Genomic DNA, 25,391 nt, shown 5'->3' with positions numbered 1-25,391 from the left:
GCTAGCCAGAAATGCCGGTACGTTCCAGGATGTCACTCACCAGCTCCAGCCGCACCAGCGGGTTGTCCAGTTGCATGAGCTGCTGCTTGAGTTCCAACGGAATGGGCAATAACTCGCACCAGCGATTGGCAAGCCAACCGCAGTCTTGGAGATCTGTGCGTGAGGGCTGTGCGTGTGCGGCTGGTCCCCCGGCTGCTCCTGCCGCCTGCTCGCGCAGTGACGACAACACCTGCGTGAGTGTGCTAGCTGCACGCTGCAAGTCTGGGGGAACTTGGACCGGCGTGTCGCAAGGGATCTGTTCCACATTGGCGGTCCACAGCCCGTGGGGCAGCAGTTGTTGGCGCACGACACGAAAGCGGGCGATCCCCCGGCAACGTACGTGCATCAGCCCCGCTTGCAGTTCTTCTAAATGCTCGATCATGGCCAATGTGCCGACGCTGTATAGGCTTTCCGGCAGGGCTCCCGCCTGGCGCACCTCATGGCCGCGGGCCAGGGCCACGACGCCGAAGGGGGCACCCGCGCGGTGGCATTTGCGCACCATGTCCAGGTAACGCACCTCGAACACACGCAGCGGTAGAACACCACCGGGAAACAGCACGGTGTTGAGCGGAAACAGGGGCAGGGAGGTCAGCGTGAGGGGATCGGACATGGCGGCATGCGTAGCGTCGCTATCATCCCACGTTGAACCCGTGTGCGGCGCACTGCAACGGGGTCGACCTATTTGCTAATCGGCCATGCTGTTTCAAATTCTGTCTTTTCTCCTCGACGTTGCCAGCGGCCTGCTTACCGGGGCTTGCCTGTTGCGGCTGTACATGCAGCTGCAGCGGGTGTCGTTTGCCAATCCCGTGGGCCGTCTCGTGTTTGCCTTGAGCGACTGGCTGGTGCTGCCACTGCGCAAACTCGTTCCGTCGGCGGGGCGGTGGGATCTGTCTTGCCTTGCGGCGGCGCTGCTGCTGCAACTGGTCCAGTATCTGCTGCTGTGGCTTCTGGTGGGCGGGGGGATGGGACTGGCCTGGCTGCCGTGGATGGCGCTTTTTGGCCTGGCGCGCGTGGCCGTGTCGGGACTGATGGGCTTGCTGATCGTTTATGCCGTGCTCTCGTGGGTGCAAACGCGATCGCCCATCAGCGATGTGATCACCCGCCTGTGCGAGCCGTTGTTGCGCCCCGTGCGCCGTGTTCTGCCGCTACTGGGCGGGGTGGACCTGTCGCCGCTGGTGGTGCTGGTGCTGCTGCAGGTCGTGATGATCGTGCTGGGGCATCTGCAGGCCAGCGTCATGATGTAGCGACATTGTTCTCAATAAAAATAGCTGCTAGCGCCCGTCCAGCAAGCGCTAGCAGCTATTGTTTTTGATGCCCGTGGTTCAGGCTATCGCGTCGGCCGGCAGGCGCTGCAGCATGGACAGGCATTGCGCCACGGTCTGGCGCAGTTCGCGGCGGTCGCAGATGAAGTCCACAGCGCCCTTGGTCTGCAGGAACTCCGCGCGCTGGAAACCCTCGGGCAATGTGACGCGCACGGTGGATTCGATCACGCGCGGGCCGGCAAAGCCGATCAGTGCCTTGGGCTCGGCGATCACGATATCCCCCACGAAGGCGAAGCCGGCCGACACGCCACCCATGGTAGGGTCGGTCAGCACACTGATGTAGGGCAGGCCTTTCTTGGCCAAACGGGTGAGGGCCGCATTGGTCTTGGCCATCTGCATCAGGCTGAGCAGGCCTTCCTGCATGCGTGCGCCGCCCGTGGCGGTGAAGCAGATGAAGGGCACCTTCTGCTCGATGGCGGTTTCCACGCCGCGAACGAAGCGCTCGCCCACCACGGAACCCATGGAGCCGCCCATGAAATCGAATTCGAAGCAGGCCACCACGACGTTGATGCTCTTGACCGCGCCGCCCATGACGATGAGCGCGTCGGTCTCGCCGGTGTTCTCCAAGGCTTCCTTCAGGCGTTCGAGATACTTGCGGCTGTCCTTGAACTTGAGAGCGTCGACCGGCAGCACTTCCTGGCCGATCTCATAGCGTCCCTCGCCGTCCAGGAAGGCGTTGAGCCGCGCACGGGCGCTGATGCGGTGGTGGTGGCCGCATTGGGGACAGACGTTTTCGTTGTGCTCCAGATCAGTCTTGTAGAGCACGTTCTCGCAGCTCGGGCACTTGATCCACAGGCCCTCGGGCATCTGGCGACGCTCGGTAGGGTCGGTCTGCTGGATTTTGGAGGGCAGGAGTTTTTCGAGCCAGGACATAGGTTTCCTCTGTTCAGATCGCGGCTGCGCACGGGCCGTGGCCGGCGCGCAGGGCCGTTATTATGCGTCCAGCGCCTTGCGCACCCCGCGCAGAAAGTCCACGGTGATGCCGACCACTTTCTCATGGGGCTGGTCTTCGATGAGCTGGATGATGCGGCTGCCGATGACCACCGCATCGGCCACGCGGCCGATGGCCTGCGCGGTGGCGGCATCGCGAATGCCAAAGCCCACGCCGACGGGGATCTTCACATGCTCGCGGATGCGCGGCAGCATGGCCTCGACGGCGGCCGTGTCCAGCGCGCCGGAGCCGGTCACGCCCTTGAGTGAGACGTAGTAGACGTAGCCGCTGGCTACGCGAGCCACCTGCTGCATGCGTTCCGCCGTGGAGGTAGGTGCCAGCAGGAAGATCAGGTCGATGCCGTGGCCGCGCAGGTCGGCGGCGAACTGCTCGCACTCCTCGGGCGGGTAGTCCACGATCAGCACACCGTCCACGCCGGCTTCGCCCGCGTCGCGGGCGAAGGCGCCCTTGCCGTGGCGCTGCTCGTAGCGCTCCACCGGATTCGCGTAGCCCATCAGCACCACGGGCGTGGTGCTGTTGCGCAGGCGGAAGCTGCGCACCATCTCCAGCACCTGGGCCAGGCCCACGCCCAGTGCCAGGGCCTTCTCGCCCGCCTTCTGGATGACGGGGCCGTCGGCCATCGGGTCGGAAAAGGGCACGCCCAGTTCGATCACATCGGCGCCGGCCTCGACCATGCCGTGCATCAGGGCCGGTGTGATGTCGACGAAGGGAAAGCCTGCTGTGACGTAGGGGATGAGCGCCTTGCGGCCCTTGGACTGCAGCTCTGCAAAAGTGTCAGCGATGCGGCTCATGCGGCGGGTCCTCCCTTGACGGTCAACCCGCGCATGGAAGGACGGTCGTAGAAGTCCACGCCAGACAGGTCGGCCACGGTGCCGATGTCCTTGTCGCCGCGGCCGGACAGGTTCACAAGGATGGATTGCTGGGGCGTCATGGTCTTGGCGAGCTTGAGCGCGTAGGCCACGGCGTGGCTGGATTCCAGGGCCGGGATGATGCCCTCGGTGCGGCACAGGTAGTGAAAGGCTTCCAACGCTTCCGTATCGGTGATGCCCACGTACTCGGCTCGCTTGATTTCCTGCAGCCAGGCGTGCTCGGGGCCCACTCCGGGGTAGTCCAGGCCGGCGCTGATGCTGTGCGTCTCAGTGATCTGGCCATTCTCATCTTGCAGGATGAAGGTGCGGTTGCCGTGCAGCACGCCACTGGAGCCGCGCTGCAGGCTGGCGGAATGCTTGCCGCTGTCCAGGCCTTCGCCTGCGGCTTCCACGCCGATCAGGCGGGTTTTCTCGAACGGGATGTAGGTGTGGAAGATGCCCATGGCATTGCTGCCACCGCCCACGCAGGCCACGACGGCGTCGGGTTGCTCGGCGGCGATCTTCTGTTCGGCCAGCATGGCGGGCATCTGCGTGAGGCATTCCTTGCCGATCACGCTTTGGAAGTCACGCACCATCATGGGATAGGGGTGGGGGCCGGCCACGGTGCCGATGATGTAGAAGGTGTTGTCCACGTTGGCCACCCAGTCGCGCATGGCCTCGTTGAGCGCATCTTTCAGCGTCTTGCTGCCCGACTCGACGGGCACCACGGTGGCGCCCAGCAGCTTCATGCGGTAGACGTTGGGACTTTGGCGCTTGACGTCCTCGGCGCCCATGTACACCACACACTCCAGGCCATAGCGCGCGCAGATGGTGGCGGTGGCCACGCCGTGCTGGCCGGCGCCGGTCTCGGCAATGATGCGCGGCTTGCCCATGCGCTTGGCGAGCATGGCCTGGCCGATCACGTTGTTGATCTTGTGTGCGCCGGTGTGGTTCAGGTCTTCGCGCTTGAGGTAGATCTGCGCGCCGCCCATCTCGCGGCTGGTGCGCGCCGCGTGGTAAACCGGCGAGGGGCGGCCCACGAAGTGCGCAAGCTCATAGTGGAATTCCTTGAGAAACTCCGGGTCGTTCTGGTAGCGCGCATAGGCTTCGCGCAGTTCATTGATGGCGTGCGTCAGCGTCTCGGAGACGAAGCTGCCGCCATAGGGGCCAAAATGGCCCGAAGCATCGGGTTGGGTATATGCAGGCATTTACAAATAAGGAACTGGTGCCGCATCGGCCGCGCGTACGGCGGCGATGAAGCGGTCGATCTTGCCGGCGTCCTTGATCCCCTTCAGGAGCAGACCATCGGGGCCCGTGGCCTCCACGCCGGAACTGACATCAACGGCCAGCGCCCGGCAACGCGGGCGCACTTGCCGTATGCCATCGGTCACGTTTGCAGGCGTGAGTCCACCAGACAAAACGAGATGACAGTCGACGTTTGTTGGAAGGAGTGACCAATTGAATGCCTTGCCACCGCCGCCATAGCCCTCGACATGGGCGTCGAGCAGGATGGCGCGGGCGTGAGAGTGATCGTGGGCGTATTTTACGAGGTCGAACCGTGCCGCACCTTCGCCCAGGGGAATGCGCGCGGCGCGCAGGAAGGGAATGCGGCCCCCGTCGCTGGAGCGCAGGCAGTCCTCGGGCGTTTCGTCACCATGGAATTGCGCTGTCGCGCCCGGTACAGCAGCGCAGGCAGCTATCACATCAGTAGCATGGGCGTTCACGAACAACAGCACTGGCGTGACAAAGGGCGGCAGCCGCCGGGCCAGTTGCGCTGCGCGCTCTGGGGTGACGGCGCGCGGGCTCGCGGGATAGAGCACGAAGCCGACGGCGTCGGCACCGCTGGCGACGGCCGCGTCCACGTCCTGCTCGCGCGTGAGGCCGCAGATCTTGATGCGTGTGCGCGCGGTGGAGTGGACGGGGGTGGTCTGTGCTGCGGTCGGACTGCTCATGGCAGCCAATCATACGCAGCCGTGCGCGTCGGCAGGCCCCATTCCGCGCCGTATACCGGGCCCTGGAAGTACAGGCCATCGGGCGAAAAGGTAGGAGCAGCCGCGTCGCGCGACCGCGCCTCCAGCACCGTGCGCATCCATTCGGGCGGATACAGCCCCTGGCCAATGGCGACGATGCAGCCCATGATGTTGCGGATCATGTGGTGCAGGAACGCATTGCCTTCGAATTCAAAGCGCCAGTAGCAGGGGATACACCCGTGGGTGCCGGTGGACTCGCCCGCTGGCGGAGCCCGGCGTGTGATGTCGATGCGGTGCAATGTCTTCACCGGCGACTTGGCCTGGCAGGCCGAGGCGCGAAAGGACGTGAAGTCATGCTCGCCCAGCAAATGCTGCACGGCCCTGTGCATGGCCTGCTCATCGAGGGCATGAAACACCCAACCCACGCGCCCGGCATCGACGCTAGGGCGTACGGGCGACTGCAGCAACACGTAGGCATAGCGCCGGGCCACGGCGCAGGCGCGGGAATGAAAGGCATCGGGAACGGGTTGCGCCCACTGCACGGCGATGTCCGTCGGCAGGAAGGTGTTGGTGCCGCGGACCCAGGAAAACGGCGCACGCTGGAGTTGCGTATCAAAGTGCACCACCTGCATCAGCCCGTGCACGCCGGCGTCGGTGCGCCCGGCACAGATCGTGTGCACCTCCTGCGTGGCAAAGCGGCCCAGGGCCGCTTCCAGACGGTCTTGTACCGTGTTGCCAGAGGGCTGACTCTGCCAGCCGTTGTACGCCTGGCCGTTGTAACTGACGCCCAGGGCCATCCTCATCGGATGCTCCTTTCGGAGGGCAATGGCACGTCAGCGCGGCAATGGCCGCGTGCCCACCGCCGCATGAACATCAGCCCAGTTCGGCGAGCAGTCGCTGGGCGCGGGCCTTCAGCTCACCGGACGATTCGGCGATGACCTCTTCCACCAGGGCCCGCGCGCCTTCGCTGTCGCCAATGGTGTTGAACTCTTCCGCCAGTGCGAGCTTGGTGGCCAGAGGGTCGTCCGGCAGCGCGTCGGCAGCGGAGGACGCTGCCTTGGCGGCGACCGAGGGCGCGACGGGAACGGCCGCCGTGGGGGTGTCAAGGTCCAGCGACAGATCGCCGAGGTCGAATTCCAGGGATTCCGAGGTGGCGGCCTTCGCGTCGCGGCTGGTCAGGGGGGCGACGCCGGAGTCCATCAGGGACAAGTCATCGTCCAGGTTCAACGGAAGAGGCTCGCTTTGCACGTCGGGCTCTGTCGTCGCCTGCGGCGTCACCGCTGGCTCGTCCCAGGAGGCCTGGGGTAGTTCCAGGTCGCCCAGATCCAGGGACGGGACGGGCGCCTGGGCGGCCGGCACTACCGGCGCGGCTGCGGCGGTGTTGTTGGCTGCGGCCATGGCAAACGTGCTTGGCGCCGGGGCCGGAGCCGACGGTGCTTCGTGCAGATCGAGATCCAAGTCCAGATCGAGGTCTGGCAGCACAGAGTCCGGTCCGCCCGTGGGTGCCGCGGGAGCAGTTGCTGCGCCCAGCGTACTTGCAAAGGCCGCGGTCGATGCAGCGGCTGCTGTGGCGCTGGCGGCAACGGCAGGACGGCCACCGGGCTGGTACAGCGGATTTTCGGGGTCGAGCGTACGGCCCAGGTCGGACACGCGGGTCCAGTCGGGCCCCTGGCCGTTGGTGAGCCTGAACACGTCGTTGGCGACGGACTCCAGCGCCTTGCGGTCCTGGCGCTTGGCATAAATCTCGGCCAGTTTGGCGGGGATGGAGACGCGCTCCGGATGGTGGCGCAGGGCCTCCTTGAGAATTTCCTCCGCCTGCAGGTCACGGCCGTAGGCGAGGTAGACGTCGGCTTCCGCCACCGGATCCACATCGCCACCGGCATCCAGTTGGCTGGGCGAATAGGTCATGGACGAGGAGCCGGTCGTGAGTTCGCTGTTGGCCGTGTCCACACGCTGACCGCCACTGGCGCCGAAGAAGGAATCCGGCTGCAGGCTGCTTTCCGAGAACGAACTGTCCAGGGCACCCTGGTTGCGGCGGCTTTGGACCACGCGGTAGCCGCCATAGCCCAGCAACGCAAGTACGAGCGCCAGCGCGCCTCCTGCCAGCAGCGGGTCCTCCGTGAGGGCATCCAGGAAGCTGGGCTCTTCGTAGGGAACGGGCTGGGGGGCTGGACGCGGGGCCACGGTGGCGGGAGCGGGTGCTGCGGCAGAGGCCTGAGATGCTGCTTCGGCGGGAACAGCCGCCTCGGCGGCAGAGGCCTCGGGCGCTGGTGCGGCAGCTTCTGCCGTAGCAGTGCTCATGTCGGCGCTTGCAGCCGCGGTAGCGGGCGCGGGCAGCCCCCCGGCGGCGGGTACTGCCACCGCCGGCTGGCTGGCAGGGGCGGAAGGCGCCGTGGCTCCTGGCGCAGCTGCGCCAGCGCCGGCTGGCGCGGAGGCGCCGCTGAGCTGGTTCAGGTCCGAGATGTTCTTGGACAGCTCCGCCATGCGGGCGCTGTTCTGTTCGGCCTGCTTGTCGCGGGCCATCTGCTCCTCGGTCTTTTGGGCCTGAACGCTGCCTTTGGAGAGAGTGAGCTTATCGGGGCCGGCAGCGGCGGGCTTGCTCTCGTCCACCTGGGTCTGCACAGTGCCGCGCGCGGAGCGCTCTGCGGCCGCAACCTCGGCCTTGGGCGCTGTCGCAGCCATGCGGCGGCGGAATTCATTGAAATCGCGGCTTTGCGCGGCGACGATCTTGCGAGCTTCGGTGGCGTCCGTGGCTTGCGCCTCCGTTTCGCTAGGCATCTGCAGCACTGCGCCGGAACGCAGACGATTCACATTGCTGTTGACGAACGCGTCCGGATTGGCGCGCATCATTGCTACCAGCATCTGGTCCAGCGAGACGCCAGCGGGGCGATGGGCTTCCGCGATGCGGCCGGCCGTATCCCCGGGGCGCACGCGAATCTCGTCAACGCCAGCGGACGCGGGTGCCTCTGCGGGGGTGGGACGGCCAGCAACGGCGGGTGCGGGAGGGGTTGCTGGGCGTGCGACAGGCGCGGGCGCCGCGGTGGTGGCGGGGGTGCGCGGCGCAGTTGCCGCGGCACGGGGTGACGTTACCTGAGGTGCGGCGGTCACCGCCGCCTGCGGGCGGCTCGCCGGCGGGTCGAACAGCATCGTGTAGCTACGCACGATATGGCCGGAACTCCAGGTCGCATCGATAACCAAATCCACGAAGGGATCGTTGACCGGGCGGGTACTGCTCAAGCGCAGCACCATGGAGCCATTCGTGCGGCGGTGCAGTTGCACTTGCACGCTGTGCGCAGCGGGGGAATATTCCATGCCCTGGCTGCGGAAAACTTCAGGGCTGGCGGTGCTCACGCGCAGCGATTCGGCCTCGGCAGCAGTGATCTGGGGCAGTTCGACTTCCGCGCGCAGGGGCTCGCCAAGCGCCGACTGGACATTCACGCGGCCCAGGGCGAGAGCACTTGCATCGGTGGTGTAAAGACCAGCCGAGAGGATGGCCGCGGTGGCCAGGACAGAAAATTTCCAGCGATGCATGTGTGCGACGAATGAAGAGATGGATGGTGCCGAGGGGGCGGTATTTTTCTGGTCGTGATCGAGCCGCCCAGGCGCGTGAAAATATGTAAAAAGCACCATAGCATCAATGTTTTGCACTGACAAGCTGAGGTGTCGCGCCACGTTTTATACGGCGCAGGAAGAGGCCGGGACGGCCTTATTCCTGTTGGTAATGGACAACGATCGGTAACAGGCCGTATCAATCTATGACCTCGAAAAAACGCCACCCGAAGGTGGCGTTGAATCGGCGTCAGGCGTCCAGCAGGATGCGCAGCATGCGGCGCAGCGGCTCGGCGGCGCCCCACAGCAACTGGTCGCCGATGGTGAACGCGCCCACATACTCCGGACCCATGGCCAGCTTGCGGATGCGGCCGACGGGAATGGTCATGGTGCCGGTGACGGCCACGGGAGTCAGGTCCTTCAGCGTCGCCTCACGCGTATTGGGAACCACCTTCACCCAGTCGTTGTCGGCAGCGATCATGGCCTCGATGTCGGCTACGGGCACATCCTTCTTGAGCTTGAAGGTCAGTGCCTGGCTGTGGCAGCGCATGGCGCCTACGCGCACGCAGAAACCGTCCACCGGCACTGCGGCGGTGTTGAAGCCTTCCCCCTGGCCCAGGATCTTGTTGGTCTCGGCCATGCCCTTCCACTCTTCCTTGGACATGCCGTTGCCCAGGTCCTTGTCGATCCACGGGATGAGCGAGCCGCCCAGCGGCACGCCGAAATTGGCCGTCTCCGCGCCCGACAGGCTGCGCTGCTTGGCGATGACCTTGCGGTCGATTTCCAGGATGGCGCTCTTGGGGTCGTCGAGCAGGGCCTTCACCTCGGCATTCAGCGTGCCGTACTGCGTCAGCAGTTCGCGCATGTGCTGCGCGCCGCCGCCGCTGGCCGCCTGGTAGGTCTGGGTGCTCATCCACTCGACGAGCCCGGCCTTGTACAGCGCACCCACGCCCATCAGCATGCAGGACACGGTGCAGTTGCCGCCTATCCAATCCTTGCCGCCGTTCGCCAGCGCGTTCTTGATGACGGGCATGTTCACCGGGTCGAGCACGATGACCGCGTTCTTTTCCATGCGCAGGGCAGAGGCGGCGTCGATCCAGTGGCCGTTCCAGCCGGCCGCGCGCAGCTTGGGGTACACCTCGTTGGTGTAGTCGCCGCCCTGTGCGGTGAGGATGATGTCGCAGCGCTTGAGCTGTTCGATGTCGAACGCGTCCTGCAGCGTGGTCTCGTTCTTGGCCTGGGCGGGCGCCTTGCCGCCTGCGTTCGAGGTGGAGAAGAACAGGGGCTCGATCAGATCGAAGTCCTTTTCCTGCGCCATGCGGTCCATCAGGACCGAGCCGACCATGCCGCGCCAGCCGACCAAACCTACCAACTTGCTCATTTCATCGCCCTTTCAAAGTAAAAAACAGTACGCACGCGACCGGTGGCTGCTTTCTTCCGCCCCCGGCTCGTCTAGGCCAGGGAGGGCGCACGACGATGCCGGAGCTGGATCAGCCCGTAATGGTCGTGGTTTTGGTGATTGCGCGCGCAGCCTTGCGTGCCTTGACGGCAGAGGCGGTGTTCAGGGCGAACGGGCGGGCGGCAAACATAGCTGGGCATTGTAGCGGAACCCATGCAGGCCATGGCTGGGCATGCCGCCGCCATCACCGCTGCGCTGCGGTCATCCCCGCTGGATGGACACCCCGCCATCCACCAGCATGGCTGTCCCGGTGACGAACGATGCCGCGTCGGACGCCAGGTACAACGCGGCCTGGGCAATCTCCCGGGGCTGTGCCAGGCGCTTGAGTGCATGCAGTTGGGCGACCTGGGCCAGCGCCTCGGGTGTTCCGTTCATGGCGCGCGCCATGGGGGTGAGGGTGCCGCCGGGCAGCAAGGCATTCACACGGATGGCCTTCGCTCCGAACTCCGTGGCCAGTGCCTGGGTCAGGCCGATCAGGCCGGCCTTGCTCGCGGCATACGCGGCCGTGCCCGCAAATGCGGCGGTGTACCCCACGAAGGTGGAGGTGAGGATGATCGAACCACCTCCGCGCGCCAGCATTGCGGGAATCTGGTGCTTGGCGCCCAGGAAGGCACTGGTGAGGTTGGTCTCCAGGGTGTCGCGCCAATCGCTCGACTGCACGTCCGGCGTGGGTTGCAGCGGCCCCATGGTGCCCGCATTGTTGAAGGCGATATCGAGGCCGCCAAAACGCTCCACGGCAGTGGCGACGAGCGCTTGTGCGTAGGCTTCGTCGCGCACGTCGCCGGCCACTGCCGCAGCCGACCCTCCCTGCTGGGTGATGGCAGCGACGAGTTGGTCCAGCTCCGCTTGGCGCCCTGCGCCCACGACGACGGCCGCACCGGCCTCCGCGAAAAGCAGGGCCGCTGCGCGGCCGATGCCGGAGCTGGCGCCGGTGACGATGGCGACGCGCTGGGAGAGGGACGGTTGGTGGGACATGGGACGCTCCTTCGGGTTGGGTGAAGGAAGAGTCTCCCGGCCCGCGGGCGACGCGTCTGGCCGGATCCGGACTTGCGATGCCGCTTGTGCCGCTGGTGCTGCTTGCGCGCCACGAAAAAGCGGCCCCGAAGGGCCGCTGGCGCGTTGTGCGGGATGCCGCCCGTCAGGCAGCGAGGGCCTTCACCACGGCATCGCCCATCTGTGCCGTGCCCACCTTGGTGGTGCCGTCGCTGTAGATGTCAGGCGTGCGCAGGCCTTGGGCCAGCACCTGCTGCACCGCGGCTTCGATGCGGCGCGCGGCTTCTTCCTGGTTCAGGCTGAAGCGCAGCATCATGGCGGCGCTGAGGATGGTGGCCAGAGGGTTGGCTACGCCCTTGCCGGCGATGTCCGGGGCGCTGCCGTGGCTGGGCTCGTACAGGCCTTGCTTCTTATCGTTCAGGCTGGCCGAGGGCAGCATGCCGATGGAGCCGGTGAGCATGGAGGCTTCGTCGGAGAGGATGTCGCCGAACATGTTGCCGGTGACGATCACGTCGAACGCCTTGGGCGCTTTCACGAGCTGCATGGCCGCGTTGTCCACGTACATGTGCTGCAGCTCCACGTCGGGATAGTCCTTGTGTACCTCGGTCACGACGTCCTTCCAGAACTGGAAGGTTTCCAGCACGTTGGCCTTGTCCACGCTGGTGACCTTCTTGTTGCGCTTGCGCGCGGCCTCAAACGCGACGCGGGCGATGCGCTCGATCTCGGGCTTGCTGTAGCGCATGGTGTCGAATGCTTCCTCGGCGCCGGGGAAGTGGCCGTCGGCGGCGGTGCGACGCCCGCGCGGCTGGCCGAAGTAGATGTCGCCGGTCAGCTCGCGGATGATGAGGATGTCCAGGCCGGCCACCAGCTCGGGCTTGAGGCTGGACGCATGCGTGAGCTGCTCGTAGCAGATCGCGGGACGGAAGTTGGCGAACAGGCCCAGGTGCTTGCGCAGGCCCAGGATGGCCTGCTCGGGGCGCAGCGGGCGCGCCAACGTGTCGTACTTCCAGTCGCCCACGGCGCCGAACAGGATGGCGTCGGCACTCTTGGCGAGATTCAACGTGGACTCCGGCAGCGGGTGGCCCGCGGCCTCGTAGGCGGCGCCGCCCACGGGTGCCGTCTCCATCTCCAGCTTCAGGTCCAGGGCTTCGAGCACCTTGACGGCCTCGGCGACGATCTCGGGGCCAATGCCGTCACCCGGCAGAACTGCGATTTTCATGGTCATTCACTTCTGTTTTGATAGCTGTCAGCGCTTGATGGATAAGCGCCGGAGGCTGTTTTTGCTTGTAATCAATCGGTCAGGGCCGGTGGCGGGTCACGCGGCCATGGTGTGGCTCAGCCACGGCTTGCTGGCCAGGCGTGCGGCTTCGAACGCGCGGATCTTGTCGGCATGGCGCAGCGTCAGCCCGATGTCGTCAAAGCCGTTGAGCAAGCAGTACTTGCGAAACGGCACCACGTCGAAGGGGATCTCCTCGCCCTGGGGACGCACCACCACCTGGCGCTCCAGGTCCACGGTGAGCTGGTAGCCGGGGAAGGCGGCCGCTTCGTTGAACAGCTGGTCCACCGTGGCTTCGGGCAGCACGATGGGCAGCAGGCCGTTCTTGAAGCAGTTGTTGAAGAAGATGTCGGCGAAGCTCGGCGCGATGATGGCGCGAAAACCGTATTGGTCCAGCGCCCAGGGCGCGTGCTCGCGGCTGGAGCCGCAGCCGAAGTTCTTGCGCGCCAGCAGGATGCTCGCGCCCTGGTAGCGCGGCTGGTTCAGCACGAAGTCGGGGTTGGGCTTGCGCTGGGATTCGGGCACGCCCGGCTCGCCCTTGTCGAGGTAGCGCCACTCGTCGAACAGGTTGGGGCCGAAGCCCGTCTTCTTGATCGACTTGAGGAACTGCTTGGGGATGATGGCGTCGGTATCGACGTTCTCGCGGTCCATGGGGGCGACGAGGCCCTTGTGGAGGGTGAATTTCTGCATGGTGGTGTGTCCGGAAAGAAGTGGCGTTGGGGCCCGCGGGCTTACTGGCCGTTGGTCCAAGTGCCGGCCTTGATCTGTGCGCTGGAGGTTTCGCAGGCCTTGCGCTTGTCCTGCAGCGCATCGGCGGTCAGGTTGTAGTAGTAGGCATCCACGGGCTGACCCATCAGCCCCTTGCAGGCGCCGCTGGCCGGGCGCGGGCACTGCGGCAGGTGGCTCACCTTGCCGGGCTTGCCGCCCAGTTGGGCGGACATCTGCGCCAGGCCGCCGCAGCTGCCCTTGATCTGGTCGTCGGGCACGCCGGCGGCGAATTCCATGCAGTCCTTGACCTGCGTGGTCTTGCCACTGAAGGTGATGCTGCCTTCGATGACGCAGGCGCGGTTGGCGGCCCACGACAGGGCGGGGCTGGCCAGCAGCAGCGTGGTGGCGAGGCAGGCGAGGGCTTTCTTCATGCGGAGCTCCTGGGATGGCGGTGTGGAGGGGCTTACTTGGCGGCGCGTTCGATGGCGCTGCCGGCGCGCTGCACGTCCTGGCCCATGCCCTTGACGGTGTTGCAGCCGGCCAGCACGAAGGCCAGCGCGAGCAGGGCGGCGAGAGACTTGTTCATGGTGGGAGGCTCCTTAAGCGAACTGGCGGATGTCCACGAAGTGGCCATGGATGGCGGCGGCCGCGGCCATGGCGGGGCTCACGAGGTGCGTGCGCCCGCCCGCGCCCTGGCGGCCTTCGAAGTTGCGGTTGGACGTGGAAGCGCAGCGCTCGCCGGGCTCCAGGCGGTCGGCATTCATGGCCAGGCACATGGAGCAACCGGGCTCGCGCCATTCAAAGCCCGCGGCCTTGAAAATCGCATCCAGCCCCTCGCGTTCGGCCTGTTCCTTCACCAGGCCCGAGCCAGGTACCACCATGGCCAGCTTGATGTTCTTGGCGACCTTCTGGCCGAGCTTCTTCACCACGGCGGCGGCTTCGCGCATGTCCTCGATGCGGCTGTTGGTGCACGAGCCGATGAACACCTTGTCCACGAAGATGTCATCCATCGGCTTGCCGGGCTGCAGACCCATGTAGGTCAGCGCACGCTCGATGGCGCCGCGCTTGGACGGGTCCTTCTCCTTGTCCGGGTCGGGCACCACGGCGTCGATGCCCAGCACCATCTCGGGGCTGGTGCCCCAGGTGACCTGCGGCACGATCTCGGCGGCGTTCAACTCCACCACCGCGTCGAACTTGGCGTCCGCGTCCGAGTGCAGCGTCTTCCAGTACGCCACGGCCTGGTCCCACTCCACGCCCGTGGGCGCGAGCGGGCGGCCCTTGACGTAGTTGATCGTCTTGTCGTCCACCGCTACCAGGCCCGCGCGCGCGCCGGCTTCGATGGCCATGTTGCACACGGTCATGCGGCCTTCCATGCTCAGGTCGCGGATGGCTTCCCCGGCAAATTCAATCGTGTAACCCGTGCCGCCGGCGGTGCCGATCTTGCCGATGATGGCCAGCACGATGTCCTTGGCCGTGATGCCAGGGGCGACCTTGCCATTCACTTGGACCAGCATGTTCTTGGCCTTCTTGGCCAGCAGGGTCTGCGTGGCCATCACGTGCTCGACCTCGCTGGTGCCGATGCCGTGGGCCAGCGCGCCGAACGCGCCGTGGGTGCTGGTGTGGCTGTCGCCGCAGACCACGGTCATGCCCGGGAGGGTGGCGCCGTTCTCGGGGCCGATCACGTGCACGATGCCCTGGCGCTTGGACAGGAAGGGGAAGAACGCCGCCGCACCGGACTCCTGGATGTTCTTGTCCAGCGTGACGATCTGCTCCTTGCTGATCGGGTCGGCAATGCCGTCGTAGCCGCGCTCCCAACCGGTGGTGGGAGTGTTGTGGTCGGCCGTGGCCACGATGGAGCTCACGCGCCAGACCTTGCGGCCCGCCTCGCGCAGACCCTCGAAGGCCTGCGGGCTGGTCACCTCATGCACCAGGTGGCGGTCGATGTAGAGCACGGCGGTGCCGTCCTCTTCCGTGTGGACGACGTGCTCGTCGAAGATCTTGTCGTACAGGGTGCGTCCCATGGCAGTCTCGTTTCTTGGGTTCAGTGGGGTGGTGAGAATTCTAGGTGGGGGTGTCGCCGTCCTCGGCGGGCGCCAGGTGTTCGACCAGCAGCCGTGCCGTGACGGGCAGGGCCTCGAAGTCGCGCGCCACCAGGCGCAGCGCGCGCCGGGCCCAGGGCTCGTCCAGCGGTACGGCGGCCAGTTGCCCCACGCCGCGCATCAGCGAAAACGCCCGGTCGGGCAGCAGGCCCACGCCCAGGCCGTTGTCGATCATGCGGCACATCGCGTCCAGGCTGGTGACCTGGATGCGCTGGCGCAGCGGGCGCGCGGCCTGCGCGGCGGCCTGGCGCATGGCCAGGCTGATGCTGCTGCCCGCGTGCAGCCCGACGATGTCCCAGTCCAGCACTTCTTCAAAGCGGATCGATGCGCGGGTCGACAGGGCGTGCGTCTGGGGCACGACCAGCACCAGCCGGTCGCTGCGGTAGGGGCGGCTTTGCAGGCCTTCGTGGGCGGCCGTGGCGGGTACGTTGCAGATCCCCAGATCCGCCGCGCCTTCGTGCACGGCCTGCAACACGTCGGGCGAGAGGTGCTCCTGCAGATCGATCTTGATCTGGCTGTGTGCCTGGGCGAACGCGCCCAGGTCCTCGGGCAGGAACTGCACGATGGCCGAGATGTTGGCGTGCATGCGCACATGGCCGCGCACGCCGTCGGCGTACTCGGAAAGCTCACCCTGCATGCGCTCCAGCCCGAACAGCACGTTGCGCGCGTGGTGCAGCAGGCTTTCGCCGGCGGGGGTCAGCGTCACGCCGCGGCTGTGGCGGTACAGCAGGGCCGTGTCGACCGCAGCCTCCAGGTCGGACAGGCGCTTGCTCACCGCCGAGGCGGCGATGAACTCCCGCTCGGCCGCGCGGCCGATGCTGCCCAGTTCGCAGACGGCCACGAACAGTTGCAGCGAGGTGAGGTCAATGCGGCGCGCAAAGCTGCGCTCTGAGCTTTTCATCGGGGGGTGGAGCGACTTCTCGTTTGACGAGGTGATTCCCCTATTTTCCCCTTTATATCCGACGGTTGTCATCGCGATACGCGATGGCTCACATGCCGCTGGATGGGGCATAGCGGCGGATTTGCTATGAAAAATATAGCCTCCAGCGCTCATCAGATAAGCGCTGGAGGCTGTTTTAACTCTTGTTTTAGAGCGTTACGCTGTCGCCATGCTCGGGAACCTCCACGGGGCAGCCCAGCGCATGGTCGATGCGCTGGCGCAGCATGTCGGCCGCAGCCATCTCCCCATGCACCACGTACACCTGACGGGGTGTGGAGGGCATGGAGCGCAGCCAGGCCACCAATTGGTCGCCATCGGCGTGGGCCGAGGCCGTGGCCAATTGCACCACCTCGGCGCGGATGGCCACGTCGCGCCCGTGGATGCGGATGGTTTTTTCGCCCGCGGCGATGCGGGCGCCGCGCGTGCCGCCCGCCTGGTGCCCGGTGAGGATGATCATGTTGCGATGGTCGCCCGCGTGCAGCGCCAAATGGTGCAGCACGCGCCCGCCCGTGGCCATGCCGCTGGCCGACAGGATCACGCGCGGCCCGTGCAGACGGGCCAGCGCCTTGGATTCGTCCACGCTGTGCACCAGCGTCGTGCCGCGCGCCATGGCGTGCAGTTCGGATCGGTTGATCCGGGTCTCGCTCAGGTGGTTCTGGAACAGCTCCGTGGCGCTCACGGCCATGGGGCTGTCCAGGTACACGCGCAGTCCGGAAGGCACTTCGCCGCGGGCCTTCAGCTGGGCGATGGCGTACATCACCGTCTGCGCGCGCCCCACGGCGAATACCGGCACCACCGCCACGCCGCCGCGTGCAGCCAGGCGTGCCAGCGCGGGCCCCAGCTCGTCCAGCACCGTGCCGGGTGGGTGGCTGCGGTCGCCGTAGGTGGACTCGATGAGCACGGTGTCGGCCGCGGGCGGCGCGTCGGGCGCGTGCATCAGCAGGTCGTCCGGGCGGCCCAGGTCGCCCGAGAACAGGATGCGCCGCCCTCCCACCTCCAGCAGCACGCTGGCCGCACCCAGGATGTGGCCTGCATTCTGGAAGGTGGCGCGCCAGCCGCGCATGGGCTCGAAGGTCTGGTGCGTGGGCTGCACTTGCAGCAGCGACAGGCAGTGCTGCGCGTCCAGGCGCGTGTACAGCGGCAGGGCGGGTTCGTGCTTGCTGAGCTTGTGCCGGTTGAGGAAAGCCGCGTCTTCTTCCTGCAGATGGCCGCTGTCGGGCAGCAGGATGGCGCATAAATCGCGCGTGCCGGCCGTGCAGAACACCGGCCCGCCAAAGCCGTCCTTGGCCAGCAGCGGCAGGTAGCCCGAGTGGTCCAGGTGGGCATGGGTGAGCAGCACGGCGTCAATGTCCTGCGGCGCCACCGGCAGCGGGTTCCAGTTGCGCAGGCGCAGCGGCTTGTAGCCCTGGAACAGGCCGCAGTCCACGAGCAGCGCCTGGCCGCCGTGGCGTACGAGGTATTTGGAGCCGGTGACGGTGCCGGCCCCGCCGAGGAAAGTGATGCTGACGGACATGGCATGGTTTTGTGAAGTGACGACCGTCAGCGTAGCAGGCGGCGCTACGCGGGTGTTTGATGCAAACGCACCCGCAGCGCGGCGTAGCCGGCGTCCGGGGCTGTGGCCCGCGTAGGCGCATGGCCTGCGGGCAGTGCGATGGCGCTGGTGCGCGCCAGCAACTCCTCCATCAGCACCCGCAGTTCCAGCCGCGCCAGCGGCGCGCCGGGGCAGACGTGGATGCCTGCGCCATACAGCAGGTTGAGCGTGGGATCGCGGTCCATGCGGAACTCATCCGGGTCGCCGAACACGCGCGGGTCGCGGTTGGCGGCGATCCAGTGGATGGACAGGCGCTCGCCCATCGGCACGGGGCAGCCGCCCAGCGTCACGTCGCGGGTGGTGATGCGGCGGTTGGCCACGAGCGGGCCGTCGATGCGCAGCACCTCGTCGATGGCCGCGGGCAAGAGGCCGGGCTGCGCGCGCAGGCGTTGCTGCCAGTCGGGGTGGCTCGCCAGCCAGTGCAGCAGGATGCCGATGGAGGCGGCAATCGTGCCGACCTCGCCCACCGTCCAGTTGCGCAGCACGCTGGCAAGCTCGCGCAGGTCCAGCAGGCGGCCCTCCACACGGGTGTGCATCAGTTCGCTGGTGATGTCCTGCGTGGGCGGCGCCTCCAGGCGGGCCTGGCGCACGCGCCCGACCAGGTCTTCGAACTCCTGCGCAACGGCCGAGGTCTGCGTGCGGTCGCCCGAGCGGGTGGCGGCCTGGCTGCGGCGCAGCCAGCCGAGCAGCTCGTCCTGCAGCAGCGTGGGCCAGCCGAGGAACGCGGACTGCACGCGCACCGCGAAGGGCAGGGCGAACTCGTGGGTGATCTCCAGCTCGCCGCCCAGGGCCAGGGCCTCCTGCACCGTGGCGGCCGACAGCGCGCGGCACACGGGCTCGAAGTGCGCCATGCGCTCGGGGGCGAAGAACGGGTCAAGCGCGCGGCGGTACTGCGTGTGCAGGGGCTGGTCGTAGCCGTTGGGCACGGCCGGGTGGGCGGACACCGCACTGCTGAAGGTGGCGTGATCCTGCAGCACCTGCATGACTTCGGCGTGGCGCAGCACGGACCAGTGCTGCGCGTCGCTGTGCGCCAGCGGGCAGCGCTCGCGCAGCTGGTCGTAGGCGGCGCGCTGGTCGCGCAGGACTTCGGGGGCTTGCGGGTCCCAGCGGGGCGGTGTCGTGGTCATGGCAGTCTCCTTGGAAGGCTTCCTGCGGCTTCGCCCACCCGGCGAGGCGATCGCAGACGGGTTCTACAGTCCCAGCGCGTCGGCCAGCGCGTTCATGCGCTGGCTCACGCCGGCATCCATGGCCATGGGACGGCCCCATTCGCGCTGGGTCTCCCCGGGCCATTTGTTGGTGGCATCCAGTCCCATCTTGCTGCCCAGGCCTGCCACGGGTGAAGCGAAGTCCAGGTAGTCGATGGGCGTGTGCTCGATCAACAGGGTGTCGCGCGCCGGGTCCATGCGTGTGGTCAGGGCCCAGATGACTTCCTTCCAGTCGCGTGCGTCCACGTCTTCGTCCACCACCACGATGAACTTGGTGTAGAGGAACTGGCGCAGGTGGCTCCACACGCCCATCATCACGCGCCGTGCATGGCCCGCATAGGCCTTGCGGATGCGCACCACCGCCATACGATAGCTGCAGGCCTCGGGCGGCAGGTAGAAGTCGATGATCTCCGGGAAGGCGCGCTGCAGCAGCGGCACGAACAGCTCGTTCAGCGCCAGGCCCAGCATGGCCGGCTCGTCGGGTGGTTTGCCGGTGTAGGTGCTGTGGTACAGGGCGTCCTGGCGCTGCGTGATGCGCTCTACGGTGAACACGGGGAACTCGGCGCACTCGTTGTAGTAGCCAGTGTGGTCGCCGTAGGGGCCTTCCAGCGCGTGCTGCCAGCCGCTCTTGTGGTTAGCATCGGGATGGATGTGGCCTTCCAGCACGATCTCGGCGCTGGCCGGTACCGACAGCGGCACGCCTAAAGCGGGCGCCACTTCGGTGCGCGCGCCGCGCAGCAACCCGGCGAACTGGTATTCCGACAGCGTGTCGGGCACGGGCGTGACGGCGCCCAGGATGGTGGCCGGGTCGGCCCCGATGGCCACGGCCACCGGGTAGGGCTGGCCGGGGTTGAGCCGGCAGTGGTCGGCAAAGTCCAGCGCACCGCCGCGGTGCGACAGCCAGCGCATGATGAGCTGGTTCTTGCCCAGCAGCTGCTGGCGGTATATCCCTAAGTTCTGGCGTGCCTTGCGCGGCCCGCGCGTGATGGTGAGGCCCCAGGTGACCAATGGCGCCACGTCGCCAGGCCAGCAGTGCTGGATGGGCAGGCGGGTCAGGTCGACGTCGCTGCCCTCCCACACCACCTCCTGGCAGGGCGGGCGGCGCACGGTGGCCGGGGCCATGCTCCACAGGGTCTTGAGCAGGTCGCGCTTGCCCCACAGGTCCTTCATGCCGCGTGGCGGCTCGGGCTCCTTGAGCTGCGCCAGCACCTCGCCGAAGGCGCGGATCTCCGGCAGTCCGGCCACGCCCAATGCGCGGGCCACGCGCCCGGGCGTGCCGAACAGATTGGCGAGCACCGGCATGGTATGGCCCGCGGGGTGCTCGAACAGCAATGCGGGGCCGCCCGCGCGCAGCACGCGATCGGCCAGCGCGGTCATTTCCAGGTGAGGGGATACGGGCTCGGCAATGCGGCGCAATTCGCCCGCGGCCTCCAGCTGGGCCATGAAGTCGCGCAGGTCGCGGTAATGCATGCTTTGAATGAAATCAGGCTCCAGCGCTTATCCAGCAAGCGCTAGCAGCTATTGTTTCAGGAGTCCAACGGCAGGCCCTGCCATTGCGGCGCCAGGGCGTGCTCCAGCCCCAGCAGGTCCAGCACGCGGGCCACGCTGTGGTCCACGATCTCGCCCACGCTGGTGGGGCGCTGGTAGAACGCGGGCATGGGCGGGCACACGATGCCGCCCATCTCGGTCACCGTCGCCATGTTGCGCAGGTGCACCAGGTGCAGAGGGGATTCGCGCACCATCAGCACCAGGCGGCGGCGCTCCTTGAGCACCACGTCGGCCGCGCGCGTGAGCAGGTTGTCCGCCAGGCCGTGGGCCACGGCCGCCAGCGTGCGCATGGAGCAGGGCGCCACCACCATGCCGTGCGCGGCGAACGAGCCGCTGGCAATGCTGGCGCCTACGTTGGCGAGGTCGTGCACCACGTCCGCCAGCGCCTCGACGCTGGCGCGGTCCATGTCCAGCTCGTGGCGCAGGTTGCGCCAGCCGGCGTCGGAGACGACCAGGTGCGATTCCACGTTGGGCATGTCCTGCAGCGCCTGCAGCAGGCGTGCGCCATACACGGCGCCGCTGGCACCCGAGATGCCCACGATCACGCGGCGGGGCGGCTGGCTCATGCGGCGGCCTTGGAGCGCAGGGGATGGTCGTGCAGGTCGGCCTGGATGCGCGCCAGCACCTGGGCGGCCTCGGCCGGGTCGAAGTCCTGGTGGTTGCGCTTCTTCACGCCGTATTCATGCAACTGGAAGTGGCGTGCCGGCGTAATGCCGTGGCGCGCCAGGCTGCTCTTCACGCACACCAGGGGGCAGCCGTCGAGCGCGATGATGGGACGGCCCGAGCGCGCCAGCTTGACCAGCTTGGGCACGTCGCCCCCCACGCCAGCGATGCACGACATCTCCGCCACGCCCTCACGGTCCAGCCGCACGGCGACATGGTTGGCCAGCTGCGCGGCGCTGGAGCAGCCGGAGCAGGAATAGACCAGCGGGTGGACATCGCAAGGGGCAGGTTCCGTCACGAACGACCTCCAAAGAAGGGCGCAAGAGGCGGCAATTGTTGCGCAAGCTGCGGGGCCCAGCGCGAGAGCACGGCGCGCGGCGCCCAGTGGCGCGGGTCGAGCACGGGCAGGTCGATGGCGTCCAGCGCGTTCTTGACCACCAGGCCCAGCTCGGTGTCGCCCTCCATCACCAGGCGGCGGTTGAAGAACAGCGTGTCCGGGTCCTGGCGGCGTTGCGCCAGCAGCACGAAGTCCTGCGCATTGGCGCTGATCGCGAGGTCCGGGTTGCCCTGCGGCGCGCTGGGCGCAAAGCGTTGGCCGTTCCAAGTGAAGTCGAAGGCCACGCGCGCGTCGCGCACGCGGATGGACAGGCGCTTGTCCTTGAGCAGGTCCTTCACGTCCTGCGGCAGGTGGCGCGACAGGGCCAGGTTGATGGCCGTAACCAGCAGGACCGAGCCCGGATAGGCGGGCAGACGCGAGAGCACGGCGCCCACGGGGCGCGGCAGGGTGAACGGTGCGGGTGGGGTAGCGGTCATGGCTTGAAGGAGTAAGTGCGGTGGCTCAGGATGTCACGGCGGGCTGCACCAGATCCAGCCCGGGCTTGCCGTGCCAGTAACCGTTGCAGGGGGCCTCGGGCATCAGGGGGCGCATGCGGTCAAGGGCACCTGCATCGGGTTGGGGCGCCTTGCGGGCCGCGTCGAAGGCGGCGATGACCTCTGCCATGTGCTGCGATTGGGGGGACAGGCGCAGCAGTTCCACGCCCAGCGCGCGCAGCGCAGGTACGTCCTGGATGAGGTTGTGCACGCGCGCCGACTGGGTCTGGATGCCGTTGAGCACCAGGAAGCCCTCGCCTTCGCGGGTGGCCAGCAGCTGGCCGTCCGGGTGCTCGATGCAGCGAAAACCGCAGTCGTCCTTGGGCAGGTTGTGGTGGCGTGCCGTGAAGCAGCGCGCCGAGAACGCCAAGGGCATGCGGCCGTAGGCGAAGACTTCGGTTTCCAGCCCCGCGGGCTTGTGCTGATGCAGCACGGCCAGGTCGGCCTGGCGCATCTCCAATGGCATGACCCAGCGGCTGGCGCCCAGGCCGACCATCCAGTTCAGCGAATCGGCATTGAACAGGTTGAGCTGGGGGCCGGCGACGAAGGCGCGCTTGCCTGCGAGCTGGTGCACGGCGCCCATGTCGTTCGCCTCGATGAGGAATTCCTCGTCCTGGGCGATCTTGTGCATGGCAGATACGTCGGAGGTGGACTCCAGCAGCACCATGGTGGAGAGCACAGCCTGCTTGCCGGCGTCGCGCAGCATGCGTGCGATGTCGATCCAGTCGCTCTGGCGCAGCTCGCGGCGGCGCGAGCACACGGCTTCGCCAAGGTAGACGACGTCCACCGGCGTCTCGGCCATGGCCTGGTAAAAATCAAAAACGGTATCGCGCGGCCAGTAGTACTGCAGCGGGCCCAGGGCTAATTTCATCTTGATGCTCTCAGTTCTTCAGGGGGCCAAGCGCAGTCCCCGCCGCATAAATCGGCGTGACCCAGGCCCAGGCTGCCGGGCAACGGCACAGGGGGGTGTTCTTCGCACTTCATTTCCAGGGGCGGTGGTAGGCGCCCAGCGTGTGCTGCTGGCCCTCGGCCACCTGGTCCAGGCTGGCCATCCAGGCGGTCTTGGGGCTGTACAGGCGGCCTTGCGCCATGCAGTGGTCGATGGCCTCGCGCCAGACCTTGGTCACCTGGGCCACGTACGCGGGGCTGCGCTGACGGCCCTCGATCTTGAAGGCACGCACGCCCATCTTCACAAGCTTGGGCAGCAGTTCCAGCGTGTTGAGGCTGGTGGGTTCCTCCAGCGCGTAGTAGTTGCTCTCGTCGCCCACGTCGAAGCGGCCCTTGCACAGCGTGGGGTAGCCGGCGTTCTCGCCGTTGCCGTAGCGGTCGATGAGCACGCCATTCAGGCGCGACTCCAGGCCCTTGGGCGTCTCCTGCCAGCGCACGAACTTCGCGGGTGAGCACACGCCGTGCGTGTTGGGCGACTCACCCGTGGCATAAGACGACAGCGCGCAGCGCCCTTCGACCATCACGCACAGGCTGCCGAAGGCGAACACCTCGATCTCCACAGGCGTGCGGTCGATCACCTGGCGCACCTGCTCCAGCGAGAGCACGCGCGGCAGCACGGCGCGCTGGATGCCGAACTGCTGGTGGTAGAAGTTGATGGCGTCGTGGTTGGTGGCCGAGCCCTGCACCGACAGGTGCAGCCGCAGCTGCGGATGGTGGCGCATGGCGTATTGCATAAGGCCGGGATCGGCCATGATCACGGCGTCGATCCCCCAGGCGGCCGCGCGGTCCAGGGCGGCGCGCCAGGGGGCGGGGTTGGCGGCCTGCGGGTAGGTATTGAGTGCCAGCAGCACCTTGCGCCCGCGCGCATGGGCGTAGGCAATGCCGTTCTGGATGGCCGCCTCGTCAAAGTTCAGACCCGCGAAATTGCGTGCATTCGTCGCGTCGCGCAGTCCGAGGTAGACGCAGTCGGCTCCGCCGTCAACGGCCGCCTTGAGTGCAGGCAGGCTGCCGGCGGGGCAGACCAGTTCGGGTGCGGAAGGGAGGTCGGGGGAAGTCGGTTGGCGGGCTGGGTCGGTCACGGGGGCGCTCTTTCGGCTGGCTTGTGCGCGGATCGTCTGATCCTGCGCAGGCTGCGTACCTTAGGTCGCGGTGAATACCCATAACCTGATTTTTGTCAACGATGGGCCGGTCGTTCCTGAATAAACAGATCGGGATTGACCAAAGCCCAGGCAAAAAAAGGCCCGCTGTCCGCGGGCCTTGTCCAGGGGGTCAGCTGAAGAAGCTCTTGAGCCGGTCGGTCCAGCTCTCGGTGGACGGCGAATGCTTGGCGCCGCCCTTCTTGAGCGACTCGTCCAGTTCCTTGAGCAGCTTGCGCTGATGCTCAGTGAGCTTGACCGGGGTTTCCACGATGATGTGGCAGTACAGATCGCCGGGGTAACTGGCGCGCACTCCCTTGATGCCCTTGCCCCGCAGGCGAAACTGTTTGCCGGCCTGTGTGCCTTCGGGGATATCGATGGCCGCCTTGCCCTGCAGCGTGGGCACCTCGATCTCGCCGCCCAGCGCCGCGGTGATGAAGCTCACCGGAACCTGGCAGTGCAGATCGTCGCCGTCGCGCTCGAAGATGTCGTGCTTCCTGATGCGGATCTCGATGTACAGGTCGCCCGGCGGCCCGCCATTGGTGCCCGGTTCCCCGTTGCCGGTGGAGCGGATGCGCATGCCGTCGTCGATGCCGGCGGGGATCTTCACCTCCAGCGTCTTTTGTTTCTTGACCCGGCCCTGGCCGTGGCAGGCCGTGCAGGGCTCGGGAATGATCTTGCCCGTGCCGCGGCAGTGGGGGCAGGTCTGCTGCACGCTGAAGAAACCCTGGCGCATCTGCACCGTGCCAGAGCCCTGGCAGGTGCCGCAGGTCTTGGCGCTGGTGCCGGGTTTGGCGCCGCTGCCGTGGCAGGTCTCGCAGCTTTCCCAACTGGGAATGCGGATCTGCGCTTCCTTGCCCTTGGCAGCCTCTTCGAGCGTGACGTCCATGGCGTAGGACAGGTCGTTGCCGCGGTACACCTGCCGGCCGCCGCGCCCGCGCGCGCCGCCGAACATGTCGCCGAAGATGTCTCCGAAGGCTTCGGCAAAGCCACCAAAGCCCTCGGCGCCACCCATGCCGCCACGCATGTTGGGGTCTACGCCCGCGTGGCCGTACTGGTCGTAGGCGGCGCGTTTCTGTGCGTCGGACAGGATCTCGTAGGCCTCCTTGGCCTCCTTGAACTTCTCCTCGGCGGGCTTGGCAGCGTCACCCTGGTTGCGGTCAGGGTGGTACTTCATGGCGAGCTTGCGATAGGCTTTCTTGAGCTCGTCGTCCGAGGCGTTCTTGGGAACGCCAAGGACCTCGTAAAAATCTCTCTTGGACATGGGCAATCTTC

25 protein-coding genes are annotated in these 25,391 nt (G+C 67.0%); 1 reads left to right on the top strand and 24 read right to left on the bottom strand.

Going from position 1 to position 25,391, the window contains the following annotated elements:
* Position 1: 1 nt before the first annotated feature.
* Positions 2-649 (bottom strand): LON peptidase substrate-binding domain-containing protein, encoded by a 648-nt coding sequence (locus tag DTPSY_RS13010; protein WP_015913951.1) that lies wholly within the window; start codon positions 647-649, stop codon positions 2-4.
* Positions 650-734: 85 nt separating this feature from the next.
* On the opposite strand from DTPSY_RS13010, the gene DTPSY_RS13005 reads away from it, so the two are divergent.
* Positions 735-1,283 (top strand): YggT family protein, encoded by a 549-nt coding sequence (locus tag DTPSY_RS13005; protein WP_015913950.1) that lies wholly within the window; start codon positions 735-737, stop codon positions 1,281-1,283.
* A gap of 78 nt (positions 1,284-1,361) precedes the next feature.
* On the opposite strand, the gene accD is transcribed toward DTPSY_RS13005, so the two are convergent.
* The 23 genes from accD to dnaJ form a co-directional block, all read right to left on the bottom strand.
* Entirely contained in the window at positions 1,362-2,234 is an 873-nt protein-coding gene (gene accD, locus DTPSY_RS13000; RefSeq protein ID WP_015913949.1) for an acetyl-CoA carboxylase, carboxyltransferase subunit beta, read from the bottom strand.
* A 60-nt stretch (positions 2,235-2,294) separates the two neighbouring features.
* Complete coding sequence (gene trpA, locus DTPSY_RS12995; protein WP_015913948.1) at positions 2,295-3,104, bottom strand: tryptophan synthase subunit alpha; 810 nt, start codon at positions 3,102-3,104, stop codon at positions 2,295-2,297.
* On the bottom strand, positions 3,101-4,369 hold the full coding sequence (trpB, locus tag DTPSY_RS12990) for a tryptophan synthase subunit beta (protein WP_015913947.1): 1,269 nt from the start codon (positions 4,367-4,369) through the stop codon (positions 3,101-3,103). Before trpB ends, trpA begins: the two co-directional genes overlap by 4 nt.
* Complete coding sequence (locus tag DTPSY_RS12985; protein WP_015913946.1) at positions 4,370-5,113, bottom strand: phosphoribosylanthranilate isomerase; 744 nt, start codon at positions 5,111-5,113, stop codon at positions 4,370-4,372. It lies immediately after the preceding gene.
* Positions 5,110-5,934, bottom strand: coding sequence for a tRNA pseudouridine(38-40) synthase TruA (gene truA / locus DTPSY_RS12980; RefSeq protein ID WP_015913945.1), 825 nt, complete (start codon positions 5,932-5,934; stop codon positions 5,110-5,112). The genes DTPSY_RS12985 and truA overlap by 4 nt, the downstream gene beginning before the upstream one ends.
* Positions 5,935-6,004: 70 nt before the next feature.
* On the bottom strand, positions 6,005-8,662 hold the full coding sequence (locus DTPSY_RS12975; protein ID WP_015913944.1) for a motility hub landmark protein FimV: 2,658 nt from the start codon (positions 8,660-8,662) through the stop codon (positions 6,005-6,007).
* A 268-nt stretch (positions 8,663-8,930) separates the two neighbouring features.
* Entirely contained in the window at positions 8,931-10,061 is a 1,131-nt protein-coding gene (gene asd, locus DTPSY_RS12970) for an aspartate-semialdehyde dehydrogenase (protein WP_015913943.1), read from the bottom strand.
* A gap of 279 nt (positions 10,062-10,340) precedes the next feature.
* Complete coding sequence (locus tag DTPSY_RS12965; protein WP_015913942.1) at positions 10,341-11,114, bottom strand: SDR family oxidoreductase; 774 nt, start codon at positions 11,112-11,114, stop codon at positions 10,341-10,343.
* A 163-nt stretch (positions 11,115-11,277) separates the two neighbouring features.
* A complete protein-coding gene (gene leuB, locus DTPSY_RS12960; protein ID WP_011806354.1) occupies positions 11,278-12,351 on the bottom strand; it encodes a 3-isopropylmalate dehydrogenase in 1,074 nt (357 codons plus the stop codon).
* Between the two features lie 96 nt (positions 12,352-12,447).
* Positions 12,448-13,098: a 3-isopropylmalate dehydratase small subunit gene (leuD, locus tag DTPSY_RS12955; RefSeq protein ID WP_011806353.1), complete on the bottom strand. Its 651-nt coding sequence runs from the start codon at positions 13,096-13,098 to the stop codon at positions 12,448-12,450.
* 41 nt (positions 13,099-13,139) lie between these two features.
* Complete coding sequence (locus DTPSY_RS12950; RefSeq protein ID WP_015913940.1) at positions 13,140-13,547, bottom strand: hypothetical protein; 408 nt, start codon at positions 13,545-13,547, stop codon at positions 13,140-13,142.
* 32 nt (positions 13,548-13,579) lie between these two features.
* Positions 13,580-13,702: an entericidin A/B family lipoprotein gene (locus tag DTPSY_RS12945; RefSeq protein WP_011806351.1), complete on the bottom strand. Its 123-nt coding sequence runs from the start codon at positions 13,700-13,702 to the stop codon at positions 13,580-13,582.
* A 13-nt stretch (positions 13,703-13,715) separates the two neighbouring features.
* Entirely contained in the window at positions 13,716-15,137 is a 1,422-nt protein-coding gene (leuC, locus tag DTPSY_RS12940; RefSeq protein ID WP_015913939.1) for a 3-isopropylmalate dehydratase large subunit, read from the bottom strand.
* 40 nt (positions 15,138-15,177) lie between these two features.
* Positions 15,178-16,116, bottom strand: coding sequence for a LysR family transcriptional regulator (locus DTPSY_RS12935; protein WP_015913938.1), 939 nt, complete (start codon positions 16,114-16,116; stop codon positions 15,178-15,180).
* A gap of 187 nt (positions 16,117-16,303) precedes the next feature.
* Entirely contained in the window at positions 16,304-17,668 is a 1,365-nt protein-coding gene (locus DTPSY_RS12930; protein WP_015913937.1) for an MBL fold metallo-hydrolase, read from the bottom strand.
* A gap of 44 nt (positions 17,669-17,712) precedes the next feature.
* A complete protein-coding gene (locus DTPSY_RS12925; RefSeq protein WP_015913936.1) occupies positions 17,713-18,873 on the bottom strand; it encodes a cytochrome P450 in 1,161 nt (386 codons plus the stop codon).
* Positions 18,874-18,936: 63 nt separating this feature from the next.
* The gene (gene ubiD, locus DTPSY_RS12920) at positions 18,937-20,421 is read right to left on the bottom strand and encodes a 4-hydroxy-3-polyprenylbenzoate decarboxylase (RefSeq protein ID WP_015913935.1); all 1,485 of its coding nucleotides are present in this window, start codon (positions 20,419-20,421) and stop codon (positions 18,937-18,939) included.
* A 56-nt stretch (positions 20,422-20,477) separates the two neighbouring features.
* A complete protein-coding gene (locus DTPSY_RS12915) occupies positions 20,478-21,065 on the bottom strand; it encodes a UbiX family flavin prenyltransferase (RefSeq protein WP_011806345.1) in 588 nt (195 codons plus the stop codon).
* Positions 21,062-21,460 (bottom strand): putative zinc-binding protein, encoded by a 399-nt coding sequence (locus DTPSY_RS12910; RefSeq protein WP_015913934.1) that lies wholly within the window; start codon positions 21,458-21,460, stop codon positions 21,062-21,064. Before DTPSY_RS12910 ends, DTPSY_RS12915 begins: the two co-directional genes overlap by 4 nt.
* Positions 21,457-21,975: a ubiquinone anaerobic biosynthesis accessory factor UbiT gene (ubiT, locus tag DTPSY_RS12905; RefSeq protein WP_015913933.1), complete on the bottom strand. Its 519-nt coding sequence runs from the start codon at positions 21,973-21,975 to the stop codon at positions 21,457-21,459. The genes DTPSY_RS12910 and ubiT overlap by 4 nt, the downstream gene beginning before the upstream one ends.
* 25 nt (positions 21,976-22,000) lie before the next feature.
* Positions 22,001-22,903, bottom strand: coding sequence for a U32 family peptidase (locus DTPSY_RS12900; RefSeq protein ID WP_015913932.1), 903 nt, complete (start codon positions 22,901-22,903; stop codon positions 22,001-22,003).
* Positions 22,904-23,012: 109 nt separating this feature from the next.
* Positions 23,013-24,059, bottom strand: a complete 1,047-nt coding sequence (gene ubiU, locus DTPSY_RS12895; RefSeq protein WP_015913931.1) for a ubiquinone anaerobic biosynthesis protein UbiU — start codon at positions 24,057-24,059, stop codon at positions 23,013-23,015.
* A 190-nt stretch (positions 24,060-24,249) separates the two neighbouring features.
* Positions 24,250-25,380, bottom strand: a complete 1,131-nt coding sequence (gene dnaJ, locus DTPSY_RS12890; RefSeq protein WP_015913930.1) for a molecular chaperone DnaJ — start codon at positions 25,378-25,380, stop codon at positions 24,250-24,252.
* Positions 25,381-25,391: the final 11 nt, after the last annotated feature.

The organism is [Acidovorax] ebreus TPSY, from assembly GCF_000022305.1.
Classification (GTDB): domain Bacteria; phylum Pseudomonadota; class Gammaproteobacteria; order Burkholderiales; family Burkholderiaceae_C; genus Diaphorobacter; species Diaphorobacter nitroreducens.
Note: the sequence above shows the minus strand (reverse complement) of the source record. Positions and strands in the feature narration are given on the sequence as shown.

What these genes read in the sequence shown, in the direction of transcription:
- DTPSY_RS13010 (WP_015913951.1), bottom strand. Translation starts at nt 649, where the DNA reads ATGTCCGATCCCCTCACGCTGACCTCCCTGCCCCTGTTTCCGCTCAAC.
- DTPSY_RS13005 (WP_015913950.1), top strand. Translation starts at nt 735, where the DNA reads ATGCTGTTTCAAATTCTGTCTTTTCTCCTCGACGTTGCCAGCGGCCTG.
- accD (WP_015913949.1), bottom strand. Translation starts at nt 2,234, where the DNA reads ATGTCCTGGCTCGAAAAACTCCTGCCCTCCAAAATCCAGCAGACCGAC.
- trpA (WP_015913948.1), bottom strand. Translation starts at nt 3,104, where the DNA reads ATGAGCCGCATCGCTGACACTTTTGCAGAGCTGCAGTCCAAGGGCCGC.
- trpB (WP_015913947.1), bottom strand. Translation starts at nt 4,369, where the DNA reads ATGCCTGCATATACCCAACCCGATGCTTCGGGCCATTTTGGCCCCTAT.
- DTPSY_RS12985 (WP_015913946.1), bottom strand. Translation starts at nt 5,113, where the DNA reads ATGAGCAGTCCGACCGCAGCACAGACCACCCCCGTCCACTCCACCGCG.
- truA (WP_015913945.1), bottom strand. Translation starts at nt 5,934, where the DNA reads ATGAGGATGGCCCTGGGCGTCAGTTACAACGGCCAGGCGTACAACGGC.
- DTPSY_RS12975 (WP_015913944.1), bottom strand. Translation starts at nt 8,662, where the DNA reads ATGCATCGCTGGAAATTTTCTGTCCTGGCCACCGCGGCCATCCTCTCG.
- asd (WP_015913943.1), bottom strand. Translation starts at nt 10,061, where the DNA reads ATGAGCAAGTTGGTAGGTTTGGTCGGCTGGCGCGGCATGGTCGGCTCG.
- DTPSY_RS12965 (WP_015913942.1), bottom strand. Translation starts at nt 11,114, where the DNA reads ATGTCCCACCAACCGTCCCTCTCCCAGCGCGTCGCCATCGTCACCGGC.
- leuB (WP_011806354.1), bottom strand. Translation starts at nt 12,351, where the DNA reads ATGAAAATCGCAGTTCTGCCGGGTGACGGCATTGGCCCCGAGATCGTC.
- leuD (WP_011806353.1), bottom strand. Translation starts at nt 13,098, where the DNA reads ATGCAGAAATTCACCCTCCACAAGGGCCTCGTCGCCCCCATGGACCGC.
- DTPSY_RS12950 (WP_015913940.1), bottom strand. Translation starts at nt 13,547, where the DNA reads ATGAAGAAAGCCCTCGCCTGCCTCGCCACCACGCTGCTGCTGGCCAGC.
- DTPSY_RS12945 (WP_011806351.1), bottom strand. Translation starts at nt 13,702, where the DNA reads ATGAACAAGTCTCTCGCCGCCCTGCTCGCGCTGGCCTTCGTGCTGGCC.
- leuC (WP_015913939.1), bottom strand. Translation starts at nt 15,137, where the DNA reads ATGGGACGCACCCTGTACGACAAGATCTTCGACGAGCACGTCGTCCAC.
- DTPSY_RS12935 (WP_015913938.1), bottom strand. Translation starts at nt 16,116, where the DNA reads ATGAAAAGCTCAGAGCGCAGCTTTGCGCGCCGCATTGACCTCACCTCG.
- DTPSY_RS12930 (WP_015913937.1), bottom strand. Translation starts at nt 17,668, where the DNA reads ATGTCCGTCAGCATCACTTTCCTCGGCGGGGCCGGCACCGTCACCGGC.
- DTPSY_RS12925 (WP_015913936.1), bottom strand. Translation starts at nt 18,873, where the DNA reads ATGACCACGACACCGCCCCGCTGGGACCCGCAAGCCCCCGAAGTCCTG.
- ubiD (WP_015913935.1), bottom strand. Translation starts at nt 20,421, where the DNA reads ATGCATTACCGCGACCTGCGCGACTTCATGGCCCAGCTGGAGGCCGCG.
- DTPSY_RS12915 (WP_011806345.1), bottom strand. Translation starts at nt 21,065, where the DNA reads ATGAGCCAGCCGCCCCGCCGCGTGATCGTGGGCATCTCGGGTGCCAGC.
- ubiT (WP_015913933.1), bottom strand. Translation starts at nt 21,975, where the DNA reads ATGACCGCTACCCCACCCGCACCGTTCACCCTGCCGCGCCCCGTGGGC.
- DTPSY_RS12900 (WP_015913932.1), bottom strand. Translation starts at nt 22,903, where the DNA reads ATGAAATTAGCCCTGGGCCCGCTGCAGTACTACTGGCCGCGCGATACC.
- dnaJ (WP_015913930.1), bottom strand. Translation starts at nt 25,380, where the DNA reads ATGTCCAAGAGAGATTTTTACGAGGTCCTTGGCGTTCCCAAGAACGCC.